Source organism: Nocardiopsis suaedae (assembly GCF_027706745.1).
GTDB classification, from domain to species: Bacteria; Actinomycetota; Actinomycetes; order Streptosporangiales; family Streptosporangiaceae; genus Nocardiopsis_A; species Nocardiopsis_A suaedae.
Window position 1 is genome coordinate 1 of the sequence record NZ_JAQFWP010000104.1, and the last position, 16,294, is coordinate 16,294.

At 74.1% G+C, this 16,294-nt stretch carries 14 protein-coding genes and 1 pseudogene; 9 read left to right on the plus strand and 6 right to left on the minus strand.

Annotated features, from left to right (window positions below; genetic code table 11):
• Nucleotides 1–138: 138 nt before the first annotated feature.
• From O4U47_RS30010 to O4U47_RS30025, 4 genes are all read left to right on the plus strand, one after another.
• Entirely contained in the window at nucleotides 139–912 is a 774-nt protein-coding gene (locus O4U47_RS30010) for a hypothetical protein (protein WP_270681368.1), read from the plus strand.
• A 9-nt stretch (nucleotides 913–921) separates the two neighbouring features.
• Nucleotides 922–2,760, plus strand: coding sequence for a sensor histidine kinase (locus O4U47_RS30015; RefSeq protein WP_270681369.1), 1,839 nt, complete (start codon nucleotides 922–924; stop codon nucleotides 2,758–2,760).
• Nucleotides 2,761–2,826: 66 nt separating this feature from the next.
• Entirely contained in the window at nucleotides 2,827–3,573 is a 747-nt protein-coding gene (locus tag O4U47_RS30020) for a response regulator (RefSeq protein ID WP_270681370.1), read from the plus strand.
• Between the two features lie 110 nt (nucleotides 3,574–3,683).
• Complete coding sequence (locus O4U47_RS30025; protein WP_270681371.1) at nucleotides 3,684–5,027, plus strand: alpha/beta hydrolase family protein; 1,344 nt, start codon at nucleotides 3,684–3,686, stop codon at nucleotides 5,025–5,027.
• A 91-nt stretch (nucleotides 5,028–5,118) separates the two neighbouring features.
• Here the strand turns inward: O4U47_RS30025 and O4U47_RS30030 are convergent, their stop codons facing one another.
• The 3 genes from O4U47_RS30030 to O4U47_RS30040 all read right to left on the minus strand — a co-directional run bounded on the left by O4U47_RS30030 (nucleotide 5,119) and on the right by O4U47_RS30040 (nucleotide 8,586).
• Nucleotides 5,119–5,997: an ABC transporter permease gene (locus tag O4U47_RS30030; protein ID WP_270681372.1), complete on the minus strand. Its 879-nt coding sequence runs from the start codon at nucleotides 5,995–5,997 to the stop codon at nucleotides 5,119–5,121.
• Nucleotides 5,994–7,100: an ABC transporter ATP-binding protein gene (locus O4U47_RS30035; RefSeq protein WP_270681373.1), complete on the minus strand. Its 1,107-nt coding sequence runs from the start codon at nucleotides 7,098–7,100 to the stop codon at nucleotides 5,994–5,996. Before O4U47_RS30035 ends, O4U47_RS30030 begins: the two co-directional genes overlap by 4 nt.
• A gap of 634 nt (nucleotides 7,101–7,734) precedes the next feature.
• Nucleotides 7,735–8,586: a class I SAM-dependent methyltransferase gene (locus tag O4U47_RS30040; protein ID WP_270681374.1), complete on the minus strand. Its 852-nt coding sequence runs from the start codon at nucleotides 8,584–8,586 to the stop codon at nucleotides 7,735–7,737.
• A gap of 88 nt (nucleotides 8,587–8,674) precedes the next feature.
• On the opposite strand from O4U47_RS30040, the gene O4U47_RS30045 reads away from it, so the two are divergent.
• Nucleotides 8,675–9,289, plus strand: coding sequence for a TetR/AcrR family transcriptional regulator (locus tag O4U47_RS30045; protein WP_270681375.1), 615 nt, complete (start codon nucleotides 8,675–8,677; stop codon nucleotides 9,287–9,289).
• On the opposite strand, the gene O4U47_RS30050 is transcribed toward O4U47_RS30045, so the two are convergent.
• The gene (locus O4U47_RS30050) at nucleotides 9,256–9,840 is read right to left on the minus strand and encodes a TIGR03086 family metal-binding protein (RefSeq protein ID WP_270681376.1); all 585 of its coding nucleotides are present in this window, start codon (nucleotides 9,838–9,840) and stop codon (nucleotides 9,256–9,258) included. The genes O4U47_RS30045 and O4U47_RS30050 overlap by 34 nt on opposite strands.
• A 112-nt stretch (nucleotides 9,841–9,952) precedes the next feature.
• On the opposite strand from O4U47_RS30050, the pseudogene O4U47_RS30055 reads away from it, so the two are divergent.
• Together O4U47_RS30055 and O4U47_RS30060 are read left to right on the plus strand one after the other, a co-directional pair.
• Nucleotides 9,953–10,726 (plus strand): annotated as a pseudogene (locus tag O4U47_RS30055) (SAM-dependent methyltransferase).
• Nucleotides 10,727–10,804: 78 nt separating this feature from the next.
• A complete protein-coding gene (locus O4U47_RS30060; protein WP_270681377.1) occupies nucleotides 10,805–11,941 on the plus strand; it encodes a tetratricopeptide repeat protein in 1,137 nt (378 codons plus the stop codon).
• A 243-nt stretch (nucleotides 11,942–12,184) separates the two neighbouring features.
• Here O4U47_RS30060 and nhaA read toward each other — a convergent pair whose 3' ends face one another.
• Entirely contained in the window at nucleotides 12,185–13,429 is a 1,245-nt protein-coding gene (nhaA, locus tag O4U47_RS30065) for a Na+/H+ antiporter NhaA (protein ID WP_270681378.1), read from the minus strand.
• Between the two features lie 302 nt (nucleotides 13,430–13,731).
• Here nhaA and O4U47_RS30070 point away from each other — a divergent pair, with 302 nt between their 5' ends.
• Nucleotides 13,732–14,130, plus strand: a complete 399-nt coding sequence (locus O4U47_RS30070; protein ID WP_270681381.1) for an NUDIX domain-containing protein — start codon at nucleotides 13,732–13,734, stop codon at nucleotides 14,128–14,130.
• 143 nt (nucleotides 14,131–14,273) lie between these two features.
• Here the strand turns inward: O4U47_RS30070 and O4U47_RS30075 are convergent, their stop codons facing one another.
• Nucleotides 14,274–15,266 (minus strand): MBL fold metallo-hydrolase, encoded by a 993-nt coding sequence (locus O4U47_RS30075; RefSeq protein WP_270681379.1) that lies wholly within the window; start codon nucleotides 15,264–15,266, stop codon nucleotides 14,274–14,276.
• A gap of 223 nt (nucleotides 15,267–15,489) precedes the next feature.
• Here O4U47_RS30075 and O4U47_RS30080 point away from each other — a divergent pair, with 223 nt between their 5' ends.
• Nucleotides 15,490–15,915 (plus strand): single-stranded DNA-binding protein, encoded by a 426-nt coding sequence (locus O4U47_RS30080; protein ID WP_270681380.1) that lies wholly within the window; start codon nucleotides 15,490–15,492, stop codon nucleotides 15,913–15,915.
• Nucleotides 15,916–16,294: the final 379 nt, after the last annotated feature.

Consider the following 16,294-nt stretch of genomic DNA (forward strand, 5'->3'; position numbering starts at 1 on the left):
GGGTGGGAGAGTAGGTTGCCGCCGCATTTTTTTGAAGGGGGGCGGGGTCCTTGTTTGGGCCCTGCCTCCTCTTTTTTTGCGCGCACGCTTGTGAACATGTGAATTCTATTTTCTTTGGCTCTGCTAGCCTCGCATGCCATGGTGATCACAGACGGGACCATCGAGCGGCTGCGTGCCGCGGCCACCGCCGGCGACCCTGACTCAGCGCGTGAACTGGGACGCTTGCTGTCCATGCTCAGGAGCGATTCCCTAGAGCACCTCATGGATCCGGACTTCGTCCTCACATGGCCAGAGGAACAGTGGCTCCGGACAGCACTCAGGGCCCGTGCCGATGATCACCTCGCCGCCGTCCTGCTCGCCGGGCGGCTCGTTCAACAGATCAATTACTGGAAGATCGATGACGACCGTGCGGAGGAACACGGAGAGGACGAGCGCTCCCTCGCCCGTCGGAGGGACGAGGCGCGTGCCCTCTACACGACGGTGCTGCAGTCCGCCCCTGACGACCCGACTGCCCACGCCGGAATCGCGACGCTGGACGCTTGGGCCGACGACGTCGAGGTGCCCGACGACCCCGTCTTCTCCTACTACGAGCTCTCGCTCGAAATGGGCTCGGGCTCGTTCACCCATTCTGAGAACGTCGTGACCGTTGATCCGGACGAGCTGCGCTGGGCCTGTTCCTGGCTCGTGGCTCCGGTGCTGGAAGAGGTGGGGGAACCCCCGTACGGTGTCGACCTGACTCTGTTCCTGTACTCGGGCGGTCGCATCGACCGCTCCATCCGCCTCGACGAACATCTCACCCCGACCGGAGTCCGATGGGACTCCATTGTGATTCCGTCGCTGGACGGCGAGCCGCTCCCCGTCGGCCACCCCGCCGGGGTACGCCACTACGGGTACTCCTGCGACTGGGGATAGGTGGTCGCGATGAGCGAGCGAGAGCCGATCCGGGGCGGCTCCCTCTCCCGGTTCCTCACGTGGGCGGAGAGGTATTCCGGTCACGGTACCGATGCCCTGCTGTGGGCGGTTCTCGTCGGGCTCTTCGCGGCAGAGGTGTTCGGGCTCCGTGACCGGTCCACGGTGCTCGCCGAAACGCTCATGGCGGCCTTGCTGTTCGGCGCCGCGCTCGCTCTCCGGCGGAGGTTCCCCGTCACGGCATTGGGGTTGGCCTGCCTTGCACCCTTGGTCCAGGCGATGGCCACGACCGTCGGCGTGGTCGACGTGTTCGCGCTGGCCTATGTGCTGCCCGCTCCAGTCCTGGCGTTCCTCGCGGGCCGCCGGTCCGAACGCACCGCGCCCGTGGTCACTCTGACGGTGACGCTCGCGCTGGTGATGCTGCTGTTCAATGCGCTCACCTGGGTTCGTTCCGGTGACCTGCGAGAGGCGCTGACCGGAGTCACCGACTGGGCGTCGGGGCTGCTCGCGCTGGTCGGCGCCGTCGTGGCGCCATGGCTGCTGGGGCGCTACTGGCGGCGCGTCGATGATCTGCGCACGGTCGGCTGGGAGATCGCCGAGCGGATGGAGCTCGCCCGCGACGTCGATGCGGAGCGGGCCCGGCTGCGGGAGCGGTCGCGTATCGCCACCGACATGCACGGGGCCCTGGGCAACGACCTCGCTCTGATCGGTGTCCGTGCGGCCGCGCTGGAGATGACGGTCCACGACGACGGCGCCCGCGAGGCGGCATCCGAGCTGCGTGTGGCCGCCCACGCGGCCAATCTGAGGCTGCGGGAGATCATCGGGGTGCTCCGTGCCGAGACCGGGGCCCCTGGAACCCGTGCCCTCGAAGCCGGGGCCACGGTCGGCGCGCCGACACCCCCCGAGGCCGGGACGTCCGAGCCCGGGACGTCCGAACCCGGGGACGGGCGGTCGGTGCAGGTGCCGGGCGATGAGGCCGTCGCCGCTGCGGTGGATCGTGCGGCCGGTGCGGGGATGGAGGTGGCCCTCGTCCGAGAGGGAACGGCCCCGATCTCCACAGGCTCCTCCGGCCACGTCGCTCACCTCGTCGTTCAAGAGGCGCTGACCAACGCGGCCCGGTACGCGCCGGGCTCGCGGGTGGCGGTGCGGCTCCTGCTGGAGGAGGGAGCCACGTCGGTCCGCATCGTCGATACCGGTGGTGTGGTCGGTGGGCCTGGCAGCAGGACCAAGGGCAACGGTTCCGGCCTGGCCGAACTGCGCGGCCTCGTCGAGTCGGCCGGCGGAGCCTTCTCGGCGGGGCGGAACGACGAGGGCGGCTTCACCGTCACCGCCCGCATCTCCGATACCCATCCTGATGACACCACCGATGCCCCCACCGTGACCGCCACGACCGCCGTGACGACGGAAGCGGAACCCGCCCCTGGAGTTCGGACGGAGCGGAGAGAGCGGGCAGAGCGTGCGGGAACGGAGACTGAGACGGCGTCCCGGATGCGCCGTGCCCGTGACGGGGCCCGACGCTGGCTCATCGCCGCTGTCGTGGTGCCGAGCGTCCTGGCGGCCGTCTTCACCACCCTGGGGTTCGGCGCGCTCTGGACCGTCGGGGTGAACACGGTGCTCCCGCGCTCCGACTACGAGAGCATGCGCGTCGGTGACGCCGAGGCGACCGTCGATGCTGAGCTTCCGCTCTTCCACTACCCTCCGGACGATCCCACCGGCGGCCCGCCCGCGCCGCCCGGGGCCCGGTGCCGGTACTACCTGGTCGAGTACGAGAACGGGCTGCCTCCCCTCTACCGGCTGTGCTTCGCCGACGGGCGCCTCGTCGCCAAGGACGTGGTCCACCGGCAGGAGTGATCCCCGCTGCTGGGCCCCTCGCCCGCCCCGATCCGTCGGGCCGGTGACCCCCGCTAGTCTGGCCCGGTGGGTCGATCGACGGCGGAGGGAACGGGCGAGGCGGGCACGGCGATCCGCGTCGTGCTCGCCGACGACGAGCGGATGGTGCGTGCCGGGCTGTGCGCCATCCTGGGTGCGGACCCCGGCATCGAGGTCGTCGGGGAGGCCTCCGACGGCGCGGAGGCCGTCGCGCTGGTACGCGAGCACCGGCCCGACGTCGCCCTCCTGGACGTGCAGATGCCGGGCACCGACGGCCTTGAGGCGGCCGAGGCCATCATGGCCGAGCAGCCGGGCACCGCCGTGGTCATTCTGACGACCTTCTCCGAGGACGCCTACATCGCCCGGGCGCTGAGCTGCGGCGCCGGCGGCTTCGTGCTGAAGACCGGGGACCCCCGCGAACTCCTGGCGGGCCTGCGCGCCGTGGTGGACGGGGGCGCCTACCTGTCGCCGGAGGTGGCGCGCCGGGTGATCACCGAGCTCGGCTCCACCGGGACGGGCGGCCGGATGTCGCGCGGTGCGGCCGCCCGGGAGCGCACCGCCCGCCTCTCCGACCGCGAGCGCGAGGTGCTGGCCCACCTGGGTGAAGGGCTGTCGAACGAGGAGATCGCCGGGCGGCTCGGGATCGTGCCGGGCACGGTCAAGGTGCACGTGGGCGCCCTCCTGTCCCGGCTCGGCGTCCGCAACCGGGTCCAGGCCGCGATCCTCGCCTACGAGGCGGGCCTCGTCTCCGGCGTCGCCTCCCCGGGCGGTGGCGCGTCACCGGCCGCTGAGTGACGGCTCGGTCCCGCCTCTCCCTGCCCCAGGACGACTATGCCGATGGGGATAGCGCGGTTCCGTCCACGAGCCGATGCCTCCGAGAGGGGCGCGCCGTGATGATCGGTCGCATGGTGAAAAAGGACAGAACAACCGAACACGGCCTCACCGGAGGGTCCCGCCGCGCGCTGAACCACGGGGCCGCGGCGGTCGTGCTCGCCGTGTCGTGCGGCGTTCCGTCGGCGGTCGCGGCGGTCACCGCGCAGGAGCCGGTGGTTTTGCGCCCGCCCGAGCCGACGGGGAGCCATGCCGTCGGCCGGGTGGACCTCGAACTGGTCGACGAGAGCCGGGGCCACCCGTGGGTCGAAGGATCCGAGCGGCGGGAGCTCATGCTCTCCGTCTGGTATCCGGCGCGGAAGGGCGGCGTCGGTCCTCGGGCGCCCTACGCCTCCGGCGCCGTCGGCGACTACCTGCTCTCCCAGGTGGAGAAGGTGGGCCTGTCGCGCGACGCGGTGGACATCGGCGCCTCGCGGGCCAACGCCCGGCTCGGCGCCGACGTCGCCGCCGACGCGGGGTCCCTCCCGGTCGTGCTGTACTCGCACGGGTTCAACCAGACGCGCTACCAGGCGACCGCGCAGTTGGAGGAGCTGGCCTCGCAGGGGTACGTGGTGGTGGCGATGGACCACCCGTACGAGTCCATCGCCGTGGAGCTGGCGGACGGCAGGGTCGTGCGGTCGGCCGTCCCCGAGCAGATGGGGGCGACGGAGATGTACCGGGAGGCGATCGGGGTGCGCCAGGACGATGCGCGGTTCGTCCTGGACATGCTGGAGCAGGCCGCGGACGGGGCGGGGGCCTCGGCCCTCGGGAGCGCTGTGGAGGGCGCCGACGGTGCGGGGGAGGTGCCTCCCGGCCTGGCCGGGGCGATGGACCTGTCCTCGGTCGGCATGTTCGGCCACTCCGCGGGCGGGTTCACCGCGGCCGAGCTGATGGTCGTCGACGACCGCATCGACGCCGGTGCCGACTTGGACGGCAGCATCGGCTACCACGTCCCCGACGAGGTGTGGGGCCGGTCCAACACGAACGGTTCGGACCGGCCGTTCATGATCATGGGCGGGGGGTGGAGCTCGGCGGGGTATCCGCACACCAGCCGCGAGTCGCCCGACTGGGAGATGTTCCGCGCCGCCTCGACCGGCCCCACCGTGGAGGTGTACCTGGAGGAGGGGGAGCACATGAGCTTCATCGACACCCAGTGGTACCTCCACCAGCTCGAGGAGGGGGCCGACCCGTCGGGGCCCGCCTGGGAGCGGACGGTGGACGCCTCCATCGGGACCATCGGCCCCGAGCGGAGCGTGGCGGCGCAGCGCGCCTACCTCACCGCGTTCTTCGACGAGTACCTGCGGGGCGAGGAGCGCCCGCTGCTGGACGGCCCCTCGCCGGAGCACCCCGACGCCGAGCTGATCGATCCCCCCGCCTAGGCGGGGTCTCCGGAGTCCCCTCCGCCCGGCTCTCCGCGCCCCGGACCGCATGGTCCGGGGCGCGGCCGTCGGCGTCCGGCGTGCTCCGCCCTCAGGCGTCGCGCAGGCGGAACTCCGCGGCCCCGACGATCAGGGCGGCCGCGGTCCAGCCCAGGACCGTGGCCAGGTTGACCGGGCCGTCGACGGGAGCGGTGTAGAAGCCGACGTCGCCGAAGGCGTAGAACTCGGCCCCGGCGGGGCCGGGCAGGAGCGCGGAGAGGTCGTTCACCACCTGCAGCCCGCTGAGCTGCATCACCATCGGCAGGCCCAGCAGGAGCAGGAAGCCGATCGCGATGGTCCCGGCGGTGCTGCGCACGGCGGTGCCGACCCCGGTGAACAGGATCGCGAACAGCGCCATGCCCACCCCGGAGGCCAGGACCGTGCGGACCGCGCCGCCCGCGTCCACGGGGGCGAGGTCGCCGATCACCAGGCGCAGCACCCCGACGCCCAGGGCCGTGGTCGCCGCCCCGACGGCGAACCCGAATCCGGCGGCGATCAGGGAGCGCGCCGCCAGGACGCGGCCGCGCCGGGGGACGGCCAGCAGGGTGGAGGAGGCGCCGCGGCCGTGGAACTCCCCGGTGGAGGTGAGCGCGGCGAGGGTGACCACCGCGAACTGGACCAGGTAGAACACGCCCTGAGAGACGAGCATGGTGTAGGAGACCCCGCTCGCCGCATCGGGGTTGTCGGTGACCTCCTGGGCCTTCGTCACGCCCATCAGGGCGGCGAACACCGCCATCGCGGCCAGCGCCAGGCCCACGCACCACCATGTGGTGCGCAGGGAGGCGGTCTTCGTCCACTCCATGGCCACGGCCCGGCCGAGCGAGCGGAGCGCCGAGGGGCGCCCGTCCCCGCGCCCTGGGCCCGAGCCCGTGCTCGCGCCGGTGCCGGTCGGTGTGCGCGCGTCCGTGTCCGTGGTCGTCGTCGGGTTCACCGGTCCTCCTCCACCGCGTCGTGGTCCTGCCCGTGCCCGTCACGCCCGGTCGTGCCGCCGGTGCCGCCGTCCGGGTCCGCTCGACGGCCGTCGTCGCGCTCCGCACGGCGGCCCCTGTCGCGCCGCGCGTCGCCGTCCCCTCCGTCACGGGCGAGGGCGGCGTCCGCGCCCCGTGGGGCCCCGCTCCCGGAGGCGGCGTGGCGCACCGTGCCCTCGGTCAGTTCGAGGTAGGCCCGCTCCAGCGACGCCTCTTCGCGGTACAGGGCGTGCACCCGCACACCCGCCCGGTGCGCGGCGTCGCCCACCTCCTCGGGCCCGGCCCCCTGGACCCGCAGTCCCCCGTCCCGGCCCTGCTCCACGTCGACCCGGCGCCCGTGCGCGCCCCGGCCGCGCAGCCGGTCCGCGAGAATTCCCGGATCGGGGGTGCGGACGACGGTCCGGGCGTGCGACCACGCCTCAATCAGCTCCGCCATGGGCGCCTCGGTGACCAGGCGGCCGCCCCCGACCACCACCAGCCGGTCGGCCACCTGCTGCATCTCGGTCATCAGGTGGCTGGAGACGAAGACGGTGCGCCCTTCGTCGGCCAGGTCCCGCATGAGCCCGCGGACCCAGCGCACCCCGTCGATGTCGAGCCCGTTGACCGGTTCGTCGAAGACGAGGCACCCGGGGTCGCCGAGCAGCGCCGCGGCGATGCCCAGGCGCTGCCGCATGCCCAGGGAGAAGCCGCCCACCCGGCGGCCCGCGACGTCGGTGAGCCCGACCGTGCCGAGCACCTCGTCCACGCGGCGGCGCGGCAGGCCGGTCGCGCGGGCGAGGGCGAGCAGGTGGGCGCGGGCGCTGCGCCCGGGGTGCGCCGCCCCGCCGTCGAGCAGCGCCCCGACCTCCCGTTCGGGCCGGGGCAGGTCGGTGTACCGGCGCCCGTTCACCAGGGCGCGCCCGGAGGTCGGCCGGTCCAGCCCGAGCAGCAGGCGGATGGTCGTCGATTTCCCCGCGCCGTTCGGCCCGAGGAAGCCGGTCACCTGGCCGGGCCGGACGTCGAAGGTGAGGGCGTCGACGGCGGTGGTCCCGCCGTAGCGTTTGGTGAGTTCCCGCACTGCGAGCACGAGGGCGCCTCCCCGGTCGTACGCGTCGACGCCGTTCGCGTCGCTGACGCGACCGAAGGTAGGCAGTGGGCGCGGTGCGGCACATCGTCGCGGGGTCGGGACCGCGCTATGCCCTGGGGCATAGCGAGTGGGCCGTCGGGAGGAGGGGGCCACCGGAGCGGGGCGGCCCGTCGGCCGCCCGCTAAGGCGGGCCGGACCCGGCCCGCCTCGCATCCGTGAGGACTCGGCTGGTCTGCCGAACGGAGGTTGCGGCGCTGCGCCGGACGTGAGCGCCAGGGCGGTGCACCGTCCCGACGGCGCCGGTGGTATCCCCCCGACCGGGGCCGGAGGCCGGTCCGGCCACTCGTCCAGGAGGTACCAGCCGGGTCGCGTCCGAAGGAGCGCGACACCGTCGCGTTACGGATGTGGAGGCCCCGGCAGGAGGACGGGGTCCGCCGGTCCCGGCCGCTGCCGACCGGATCATCGCCGCAGGGGGCGCGTTCGCTGGAGTGGTGCCGTTTCCATCGAACCAGGTCAGCGCCGTGCTCAGCGTCCCTCCTGTCGGCGGACGGCCGAAGGGCGTAGACCGACGGCGGCCACGGCCGCCGAAGGTTCCGCCACCCCGGCGGACACCACCCTGAGATGCCGTGTGCACCTACTCGGCCTGCGGTGGATCGGCCGTTTCGCCGTCGGGCGTGCCGGGTGCCGCGACGGTCATGGCGGTCACCGCCACCGTGCTGTATTCGACGGTGAATTCGCCGCCCAAGGCGTCGATGGCCTCACCGACCTTGCGGAGGATGCCGTCCGCCGCCTCGGGCGGGAGGCGGGTGAGCGCTCCGTGCGTCGGGAGCTGGTCGAGCCATTCGTCGCGGGTGTAGCGGCATTCCCAGTCGAACCGCCACCGTTCGGGGGCGGTGAACGCGCCGGCCGCCTTCATGCCCTCTTCGGCGGGGGCGAGGAAGGCTTCGTGTCCGGCGCTGCCCTTGTCCAGGGCGCGCACGTCGAACGGGGCGTCGGGGGCCGCCTGCTCGAAGGCGTCCGCGAAGGCCTCCGCGACCGCTGACGGTGGGTGGAAGGCGTGCCAGAACACGGAGAGCACGCCTCCGCCGCGCAGGGCCCGGGCGGCCCTGACGGCCCCCTCCGCGGGGTCGATCCAGTGCCAGGCCTGGCCGGAGACCACGGCGTCGAACGTGCGCCCGTTCGGGTCCCACTCTTCGAAGCGGGCCGTCTCGACGCCGATGCCCGTGCCCCGGGCGAATTCGGCCATGCGTGCGTCCGGTTCGACGCCGAGGACGTCGTGGCCCGCGTCGCGGAACTGCCGGGCCACGATGCCGGTGCCGCAGCCGGCGTCGAGCACGCGGGGGCCGGGGAGCGCCGCGGCGATGCGGTCGATCAGCGCCCGGGGGTACCGGCGGCGGGTGCGGTCGTAGCGTTCGGCGTCGACACCGAACGACTCGGCGGTGCGGCGGTGCCGGTGGGGTGCGGGATCCCCGGATTGAGTGGGCATGCGCCCACTATAATGGGCACATGCCCACTCTGGAAGGGTGGGCCGGAACCGGGACCGTGCGGCGGCGACAGGCGGGAGGTCGGGAGCGATGCCCACCGGGGTGCACATCCGCGACGTCCGCGCCCGCCTCTTCGGGGCCGCCGAGCGCATCCTCGTCCGGGACGGGCCGCAGGCCCTGACCAGCCGCGTCGTGACCGACGAGGCCGGATGCGCGAAGGGCGTCCTGCACCGGCACTTCACCGACTTCGACGGCTTCCTCGCCGAGCTCGTCCAGGACCGCGCCGCGCGGATCGAGGCCCGGGCCCCGGCCCTGCTCGGCGCCGCCGGGACGGGGACGGTGGCGGGCAACCTGGCCGAGGAGCTCGCCGACCTGTTCGGGTCCGTCGCGGCGGCGGTGGTCCCGCTGGTCACCTTCCGGGACGGGCTGCGCGCCCGGCTGCGCGCCCTGCGTGGGCCCCAGGGCGCGGGCATCCCGGTTCTGGCCGAGGCCACGGAGGCGATCGCCGCCTACCTCGCGGCCGAACAGCGGCTGGGGCGGGTGCCCCCCGAGGCGGACCCGGGCATGCTCGCCCCGGCGCTCGTCGGCGCGGCGCACCTGCGGTTCGCGGACCGGGAGGGCGCCGCGCCGGAGCCCGAGGACGTGCGGGGGATCGTCGCGGCGGTGCTGGGTCAGGCCGACCAGCCCGGGTCCCGCCCGCTGTAACCCAGCGCCCGGTCGAACAGCGGGGCGCCGTCCGGGACCGCGACGACGGGGCCGAACAGGCCCGCCCGCGCCTCCGGGATGTCCGGCACGCTCGCCGCGAAGTCGTGGCTCACCTGGGCCTCCCACTCCTCGCACGTGTAGTCCCGACCCGTCGCGCGGGCCAGGTCCCACCCGTGCAGGATCAGCTCGTTCAGCGCGACGGCCCCCGCCTCCCCGCCCGACAGGGTGACACCGCCGGCGGCCGTCTCGCCCTCCCAGGCCTCGGGTGCGCGCCAGGCCTCGGCCAGCGCGTCGAGCCGCCGCGACAACTCCTCCCTCCAGTCCGCGGGCAGGTTGTCCCCGTCGGCCTCCGGCGGCGGGCCGTCGTCGGCCGAGTTGGCCTTCTCCGCGGCCCGGCGGAACGCCAGGGAGAGCATGAGCACGTGGTCCAACAGGCCCGCGACGTCCATCCCGGTGCACGGTGTGGGGGCGCCGAGCCGCGCGTCGGGGGTGTCGGCGGCCAGGGCGGCGAGGCGCCGGGCCGCGGGGCCGAGGTCGAGGTGTTCTGCCATGGGTGATGCCTCTTTCCTGTCGATGTGCCGCTCGTGCGGTCCCTCGCAGTACCGACTCGCGGGGAGCGCGGAACTCATCGCACACACGGCCGAATCCGGAGAAATGATCGTTATGGAGCGCGCATTCGAGGATCTGGTGGAGGAGGGCGCGGCCGCGCCCGTCGACGGGTGGGACTTCTCCTGGCTGGACGGGCGCGCCACCGGGGAGCGGCCGTCGTGGGGCGAGCAGGGCCTGCCGGCCTCCCGCCTGGCGCGGGCCCCGGCCGTGCTCGACCTGCATACCGGCGGGGGAGAGGTGCCGGCGGGCACCGTGGACCCGGCGGGCGCGGCACCCCCGCTGACGGTGGCGCCCGCGTCGTGGGAGCCGAATCTCGTCCGCGCGGCGGCGCGGCTGCGGCCGCTGCGCGGCGCCGTGGTCGCCGCGGCCGACGCGGGGCCGCTGCCGTTCGCCGCGGAGGTCTTCGACCTGGTCTCGTGACGCCGCCCGGCCACGGTGCCGTGGGGCGAGGTGTCCCGGGTGCTGCGGCCCGGCGGCTCCTACCTGGCCCAGCACGTCGGCCCGGCGAGCGCGTTCGACCTGGTCGGGTTCTTCCTGGGGCCGCAGCCCGCCGCGCGCAGGGAGCGCCGCCCGGACGACGAGGCGGCAGCGGCCCGCGCCGCCGGGCTGGAGGTGGTGGACCTGCGCTCCGAGCGCCTGCGGATAGAGTTCTCCGACGTGGGGGCGGTCGTGTACCTGCTGCGCAAGGGGGTGTGGCTGGTGCCCGGTTTCGGGGCGGCGGCCCACCGCGAGCGGCCGCGGACGCTGCACCGGCGGATCGTGTCCGATGGGCCCTTCGTGGCGCACGCCTCGCGCGCCCTGATCGAGGCGCGTAAGCCCGGCCGATGACGTAAAGTGGATGATCTGGGAATCTCTTTGCGCTGTCGCGGAACGCGGCGGCGCTTTTGACTGCTTACGGAACGGGACATGACTGACGACAGCCGATCGGGGGGCCGCGACGGCTCCGGAGCGCGTGACCAGGGAGGCCGCCCCGGCGGGTCGGGCGGCCGCGGGCGAGGCGGCGGCCGGCCCGGGTCCGGCGGCCCCCGCGGCGGCGGTGCGCGCGGCGGCGGTGCGCGCGGCGGCGGTGCGCGCGGCGGCGGTCCCCGCGGGGGCGGTGGCCGCGGAGGAGGCCCACGCGGCGGCGGCGGGCGCCGGTTCGACGGCGGCCGCGGCGGAGGTCGTCCCGGCAACGAGCGCGGCGAGCGCGGGGAGCGGCGCGGCGGGCAGCGCGGCGACCGGCGGGACCGCCACAATGCCGACGACACCCGGCGCGAGGAGAGGGAGAAGGGCCCGTCCCTGCCCGAGGACGTCAGCGACCGCGAGCTGGCCGGAGACGTCCGCCGCGAGCTGGCGACCCTGCCGCGCTCCCTGGCGCAGGTCGTCGGGCGCCATTTGGCCGCCGCCGGACGCCTCCTCGACGAGGACCCCGAGGCCGCCTACACGCACGCCACTTACGCCCGCCGCCGCGCCTCCCGTGTGGCGGCCGTGCGCGAGGCCGCGGGCGTGGCCGCCTACAACGTGGGCAAGTGGCAGGAGGCCCTGTCCGACCTGCGCGCGGCGCGGCGCATCAACGGCAGCTCCGCCTACCTGGCGGTGATGGCCGACTGCGAACGCGGCCTGGGCCGTCCGGAGCGCGCGCTGGAGCTGGCCCGCTCGCCGGAGGCCGAGGAGCTGGACACGGACGCCCGCGTGGAGCTGCGCATCGTCGCCTCCGGCGCCCGCCGCGACATGGGGCGGCCCGAGGCGGCCCTGGTGGAGCTGCAGGTGCCCGAGCTCAAGGAGCGCCGGGCCCGCCCGTGGGCCGCGCGCCTGTTCTACGCCTACGCCGACGTCCTGGAGGAGCTGGGGCGGGAGAAGGACGCGCGGGAGTACTTCGCGCGCGCCTCGGCCGTGGACCGCGAGGGCCAGACCGACGCCGACGAGCGCCTGGCCGAGCTGGAGGGCATCGAGCTGGTCGCGGTGGACGACGGCGTCGTCTGGGCGGACGCCGAGGACCCCGAGGCCGTGGGCGGCACGGAGGACCACGACGGCCCGGAGGGGCGGGGCGCCCGGGAGGCCTGAGCGGTGATCGTCAGAGGAGGGGCGCCCGCCATGCCGGCGGGCGCCCCTCCTCTTCGTGTGCCTTCGTGCCTCCCGCCCTACTGGCTTGGCCGGGGGCGGAACGGGCCGCGGGGGCCGGCGCCCCGGCCAGGCCCGGGGCGGTGGGGTGGAACAGCGGTGGGGCGACCGGCCCCCTCGGCCCGGTCGCCCCACGCGTCCTCTCGGCGTGCGCCGCCCTGCCCCGGTCTTCCGGGGCGGGAGGGGTCAGTTCTGCTCGGCGGGCTCCTCCGTGGGGATGCCGTGCTTGCGGTAGTGGGCGCTGCGGCGCGTGAGCACCAGCGAGGCCAGCACCGTCGCCACCAGCGAGGCGATGAGCACGCCGCCCTTGGCGTGGTCCAGGGTGAGCCCCGGCTCGTAGGCCAGTTCGCTGATGAGCAGCGACACGGTGAAGCCGATCCCGGCGAGCTGGGACATGCCCGCGATGTCGACCCACTGCAGCGTCGGATTGAGCTCGGCGGAGGTGAGCTTGGTGGTCAGCCAGGCCCCGCCGAGGATGCCGATGAGCTTGCCGACCACCAGGCCCGCGATGACGCCCAGGGCGACGGTGTCGGTGAACATCGAGCCGATGCCGGAGAAGACGACGCCGGCGGAGAACAGGGCGAAGATGGGCAGCGCCAGCCCCATGGACCAGGGGCGCAGCATGTGCTCGACGTGGTGCAGGGGCGACTCGTGCTCGCCGCCGCGGATGCGGCTGCGCATCAGCATGCCCATGGCCACACCGGCGATGGTGGCGTGCACGCCGCTCTCGTGCATGAACGCCCAGATGAGGAATGCCAGCGGGAGGTAGACGACCCAGTTGGGCACGGCTGAGCGGTTGAGCACCGCCGCGATGCCGCGGCCCTGCTGCAGGAACCCGAAGACCACCAGCAGCGCCACGGCGGCGAACAGGTAGGTGAACTTCAGGTCGTCGGTGTAGAAGATCGCGATGACCGTGATCGCGCCCAGGTCGTCGACGATCGCCAGGGTCAGCAGGAAGGTCCGCAGGGCCGGGGGCAGCGACTTGCCGATGATCGCCAGGATGGCGAGCGCGAAGGCGATGTCGGTGGCCATCGGAATGCCCCAGCCGCCGATGTCCTCGGGGCGGGCCATGTTCATCCCGGCGAAGATGAGCGCCGGGACGATCATGCCGCCGACGGCGGCGACGATCGGCAGCATGGCGCGGCGCGGGTTGCGCAGCTCGCCGTGCACGAACTCGTGCTTGAGCTCGGCTCCGACGATGAAGAAGAAGACGGCCAGCAGTCCGTCGGCGGCCCAGGTGCCGACGGTCAGGTCCAGGTGGAGCGGGGCGGAGGGGCCGATGGTGAAGTCGCGGATGGCCTCATAGGCCCCGGAGAAGGGGGAATTGGCCCACACCAGGGCGACGGCCGCGGCCCCGATGAGCAGGAATCCGCCGACCGCGTCTGATCGCAGTGCGTCGGCGAGTGCGTGCACACCGGTCTTCTTCACCATAAGCGGTTCTCCCGAGTCGTCCTTGGGGATTGCGTACGTCGCCGACCAGACTTCCCGGCACACCAGTGCGCAGCACGGCACTGCGCTTCCTTAACACTGCCTTATGCACCGGACTGTATACAAATCACCGTGCGTGACGGAGATCGTTCATACCCTCCTGACCAGCAGGTTCCCCGCTGCCGTGAGATCTCGATGACAGCCTTTCACGTTCCGTCACGGTCGGCGGGGTACGGCGTCCCGGCACCTGTTCGGCGCCGCAGGGTAGGATAGCCGCCGTGCCCGCACCCGACCTCGGCGGCGCGGTGGTGCGCGTCGGCGCCCTCCCCGACCGCCACGACTCGGTGGTCTGCCTGCTCTTCGACCGCGGGCGGCCGGTCCTGGTGCGCCACCGCGACCGCGCCTGGGAGTTCCCCGGCGGCCACGCCGAGCCGGGAGAGGACCCGGAGGCGACCGCCCGCCGCGAGGCCCGCGAGGAGGCGGGGGCGGAGCTGGGGGAGGTCCGCACGGCCGGGCACTATGTTCTCGCCGACGGGCACACCACCGTGGTCACCTGCGCCGAGGCGCGGGCGTTCCGCCCGCTCAGCGGGGACTTCGAGACCGTCGAGGTGCGCTCCTTCGACACCCTCCCGGACGCGCTGTCCTGGGACGACGGCATCTATGCCCACCTGTTGCGGGAACTGGGGCTTCCGGGCGTGCCGTGACCTCCGCCGGTGACCGCCGAGCGCCGACCGATGACCGGTGACCGCCACCGGGGCCGAGGCCGGGGCCGGGGCCATGCGCTCGCGCTTCCGTGCCCCGGCACTCCCGTGCCCCCCGCACTCCTCCGCGTCCCGGCGGCCGGGGCTCAGCGCAGCTGCCCGTCGGCGCCGCCCTGCCGCTCCTTCTGTTCCTTCTGCTCCTCCTCCAAGCGGTCCAGCCAGTGCCAGATCCCGCTGGTGTTGCCCTCCACGCCGCTGAGGATGTCCATCACCTCGGCCGACTCGGCGGGGGCGTCGTCGGGCAGCGGCCGGTAGCGCTTCTGCACGGCGTCGCGGACCATGGCCACCGCGTGGTCCAGGTCTCCGACCGAGGCGCGCGCCCGGCGCACCTCCTCCACCCAGGCGTGCAGCTCCTCCCGGGCCCGCTCCAGCGTTCCCTCGACCTCTTCGACCGCGCCGAAGTGGGAGAACATCAGGCGGCGGGCGCCGATGTCGGAGAACAGGTCCAGGGAGCGCTGCGCCGCCGCGAAGTCGAAGTCCGGCGGCGGGGTCGCGGGGCGCACGTCCCCGGTGTAGGGGTTGTACACGCCGAGGGCGTCGCCGGTGTACAGGTCGCCGGTGGCGGTGTCGGTGAGGCCGACATGGTGCTTGGCGTGACCGGGGGAGTAGTGCGCGACGAGCTTGCGCCCGGCGCCCAGCTCCACCTCGCCGGTGGTGCCGACGGAGCGGATGCGGGCGGAGTCGGAGGGACGCATCTCCCCGAACAGGGTGTCCAGCCGGTCGCCCCAGACCATCCGCGCCGAGCGCATGAGCCGACCGGGGTCGGCCAGGTGGCGGGCGCCGCGCTCGTGCACCACGATCTCGGCGCGCGGGAACATGCGGGCGATGTCGCCAACGCCGCCGGCGTGGTCCAGGTGGATGTGGGTGACCACGATGGTGGCCAGGTCGTCGGGGCCGATGCCGAGCGCGCCCATCCGGTCGCGGAGCACCTCGGCGGAGCCGGCGGTGCCGACCTCCACCACGCACGGCCGCTCGGTGCGGATGAGGTAGCTGGAGGTGATCCCCGGGTACCCGGCCATCATCGTGTCGATGGCGAAGACCTCTTCACCCAGGGCGGTGATGCCCTCGCTCGCGTCCACCGCTGTACTCCCTTCTGCGAAGTCGGACCCGAATCTAGTTCACCGGCCCCGGGAGGGGGCCCACCGGCCCCCGTCGCCGCGGTCCCCGGCTCCGTTCCTCCGTCCACAGGCGCGCGATCGGCGCTGACGGGGACGGCGCCCGCGCCGCATCCTGGTTCCGACAACCGAGCGGTCCCGAAGGGGACCCCATCGTCGGGAGGCGCATATGCCCCGGATTCCGTCCGTGCCGTCCACCGCGGCCGCCCCAGCGGCCGTGAACGCCCCGCCCGCCCGCCGCGCCCCGGCCCACCGCAACGAGGTGGTGCTGGCGGGGCGCGTCACCGCCGAGCCGTCCGTGCGCGAACTGCCGAGCGGCGAGCACCTGGTCAGCTGGCGCATCTCGGTGGCGCGGCCCCCGTCGGACCTCCGCCGCGGCCCCCAGGCCGACCCGTTCACCTGCGTGAGCTTCCGCCCGGACATCCGGGAGGCGGTCCGGGGGTGGCGGATCGGCGACCTGGTGCAGGTGTCGGGGGCACTTCGCCGCCGCTATCGGCGCGCGGCCCGTGGCGGAGGCGGAACGGTGGAGGTAGAGGCCACCGGGGTGCGGGCACTCGGCACGGGGGAGGAGGGTGGCGCGGACCCGACCGGGCGCACCCCCGACCGCCCCTGAGGGCGCCTGAGCGTTCGCGTCCGTGACCTGGTCACTTCCCCGCCGTTCCTCTCTCCGACGCCTGCAGGGGACGGGGATAGGCGGCATCCCATAGCCCGCCGCGTGGGTCACCGTGGTCCAAGCGGCCCCACGCCGTTAGACGGAGCCGGGGCTCTGAGCACGGGAGCGGCGGAACTGGGCGTTCGGTTCCGGAACATCGGCTATCGGTGATTCCTCGCGGTGCGGGTGGGTGGGCGGCTCGGCTGGTTCCCCGCTGGCGGGCCCTGGCTGGGCGGCGGGTGGCCGGGGTGTGGGGTGGGGGCGGCGGCGACGAAGGTGGGCGGTCCTTGCGGTGGCGTTGTCGGCCGCCGGGTGTGTGCGTGGTCGGGGTGTTTGGCGG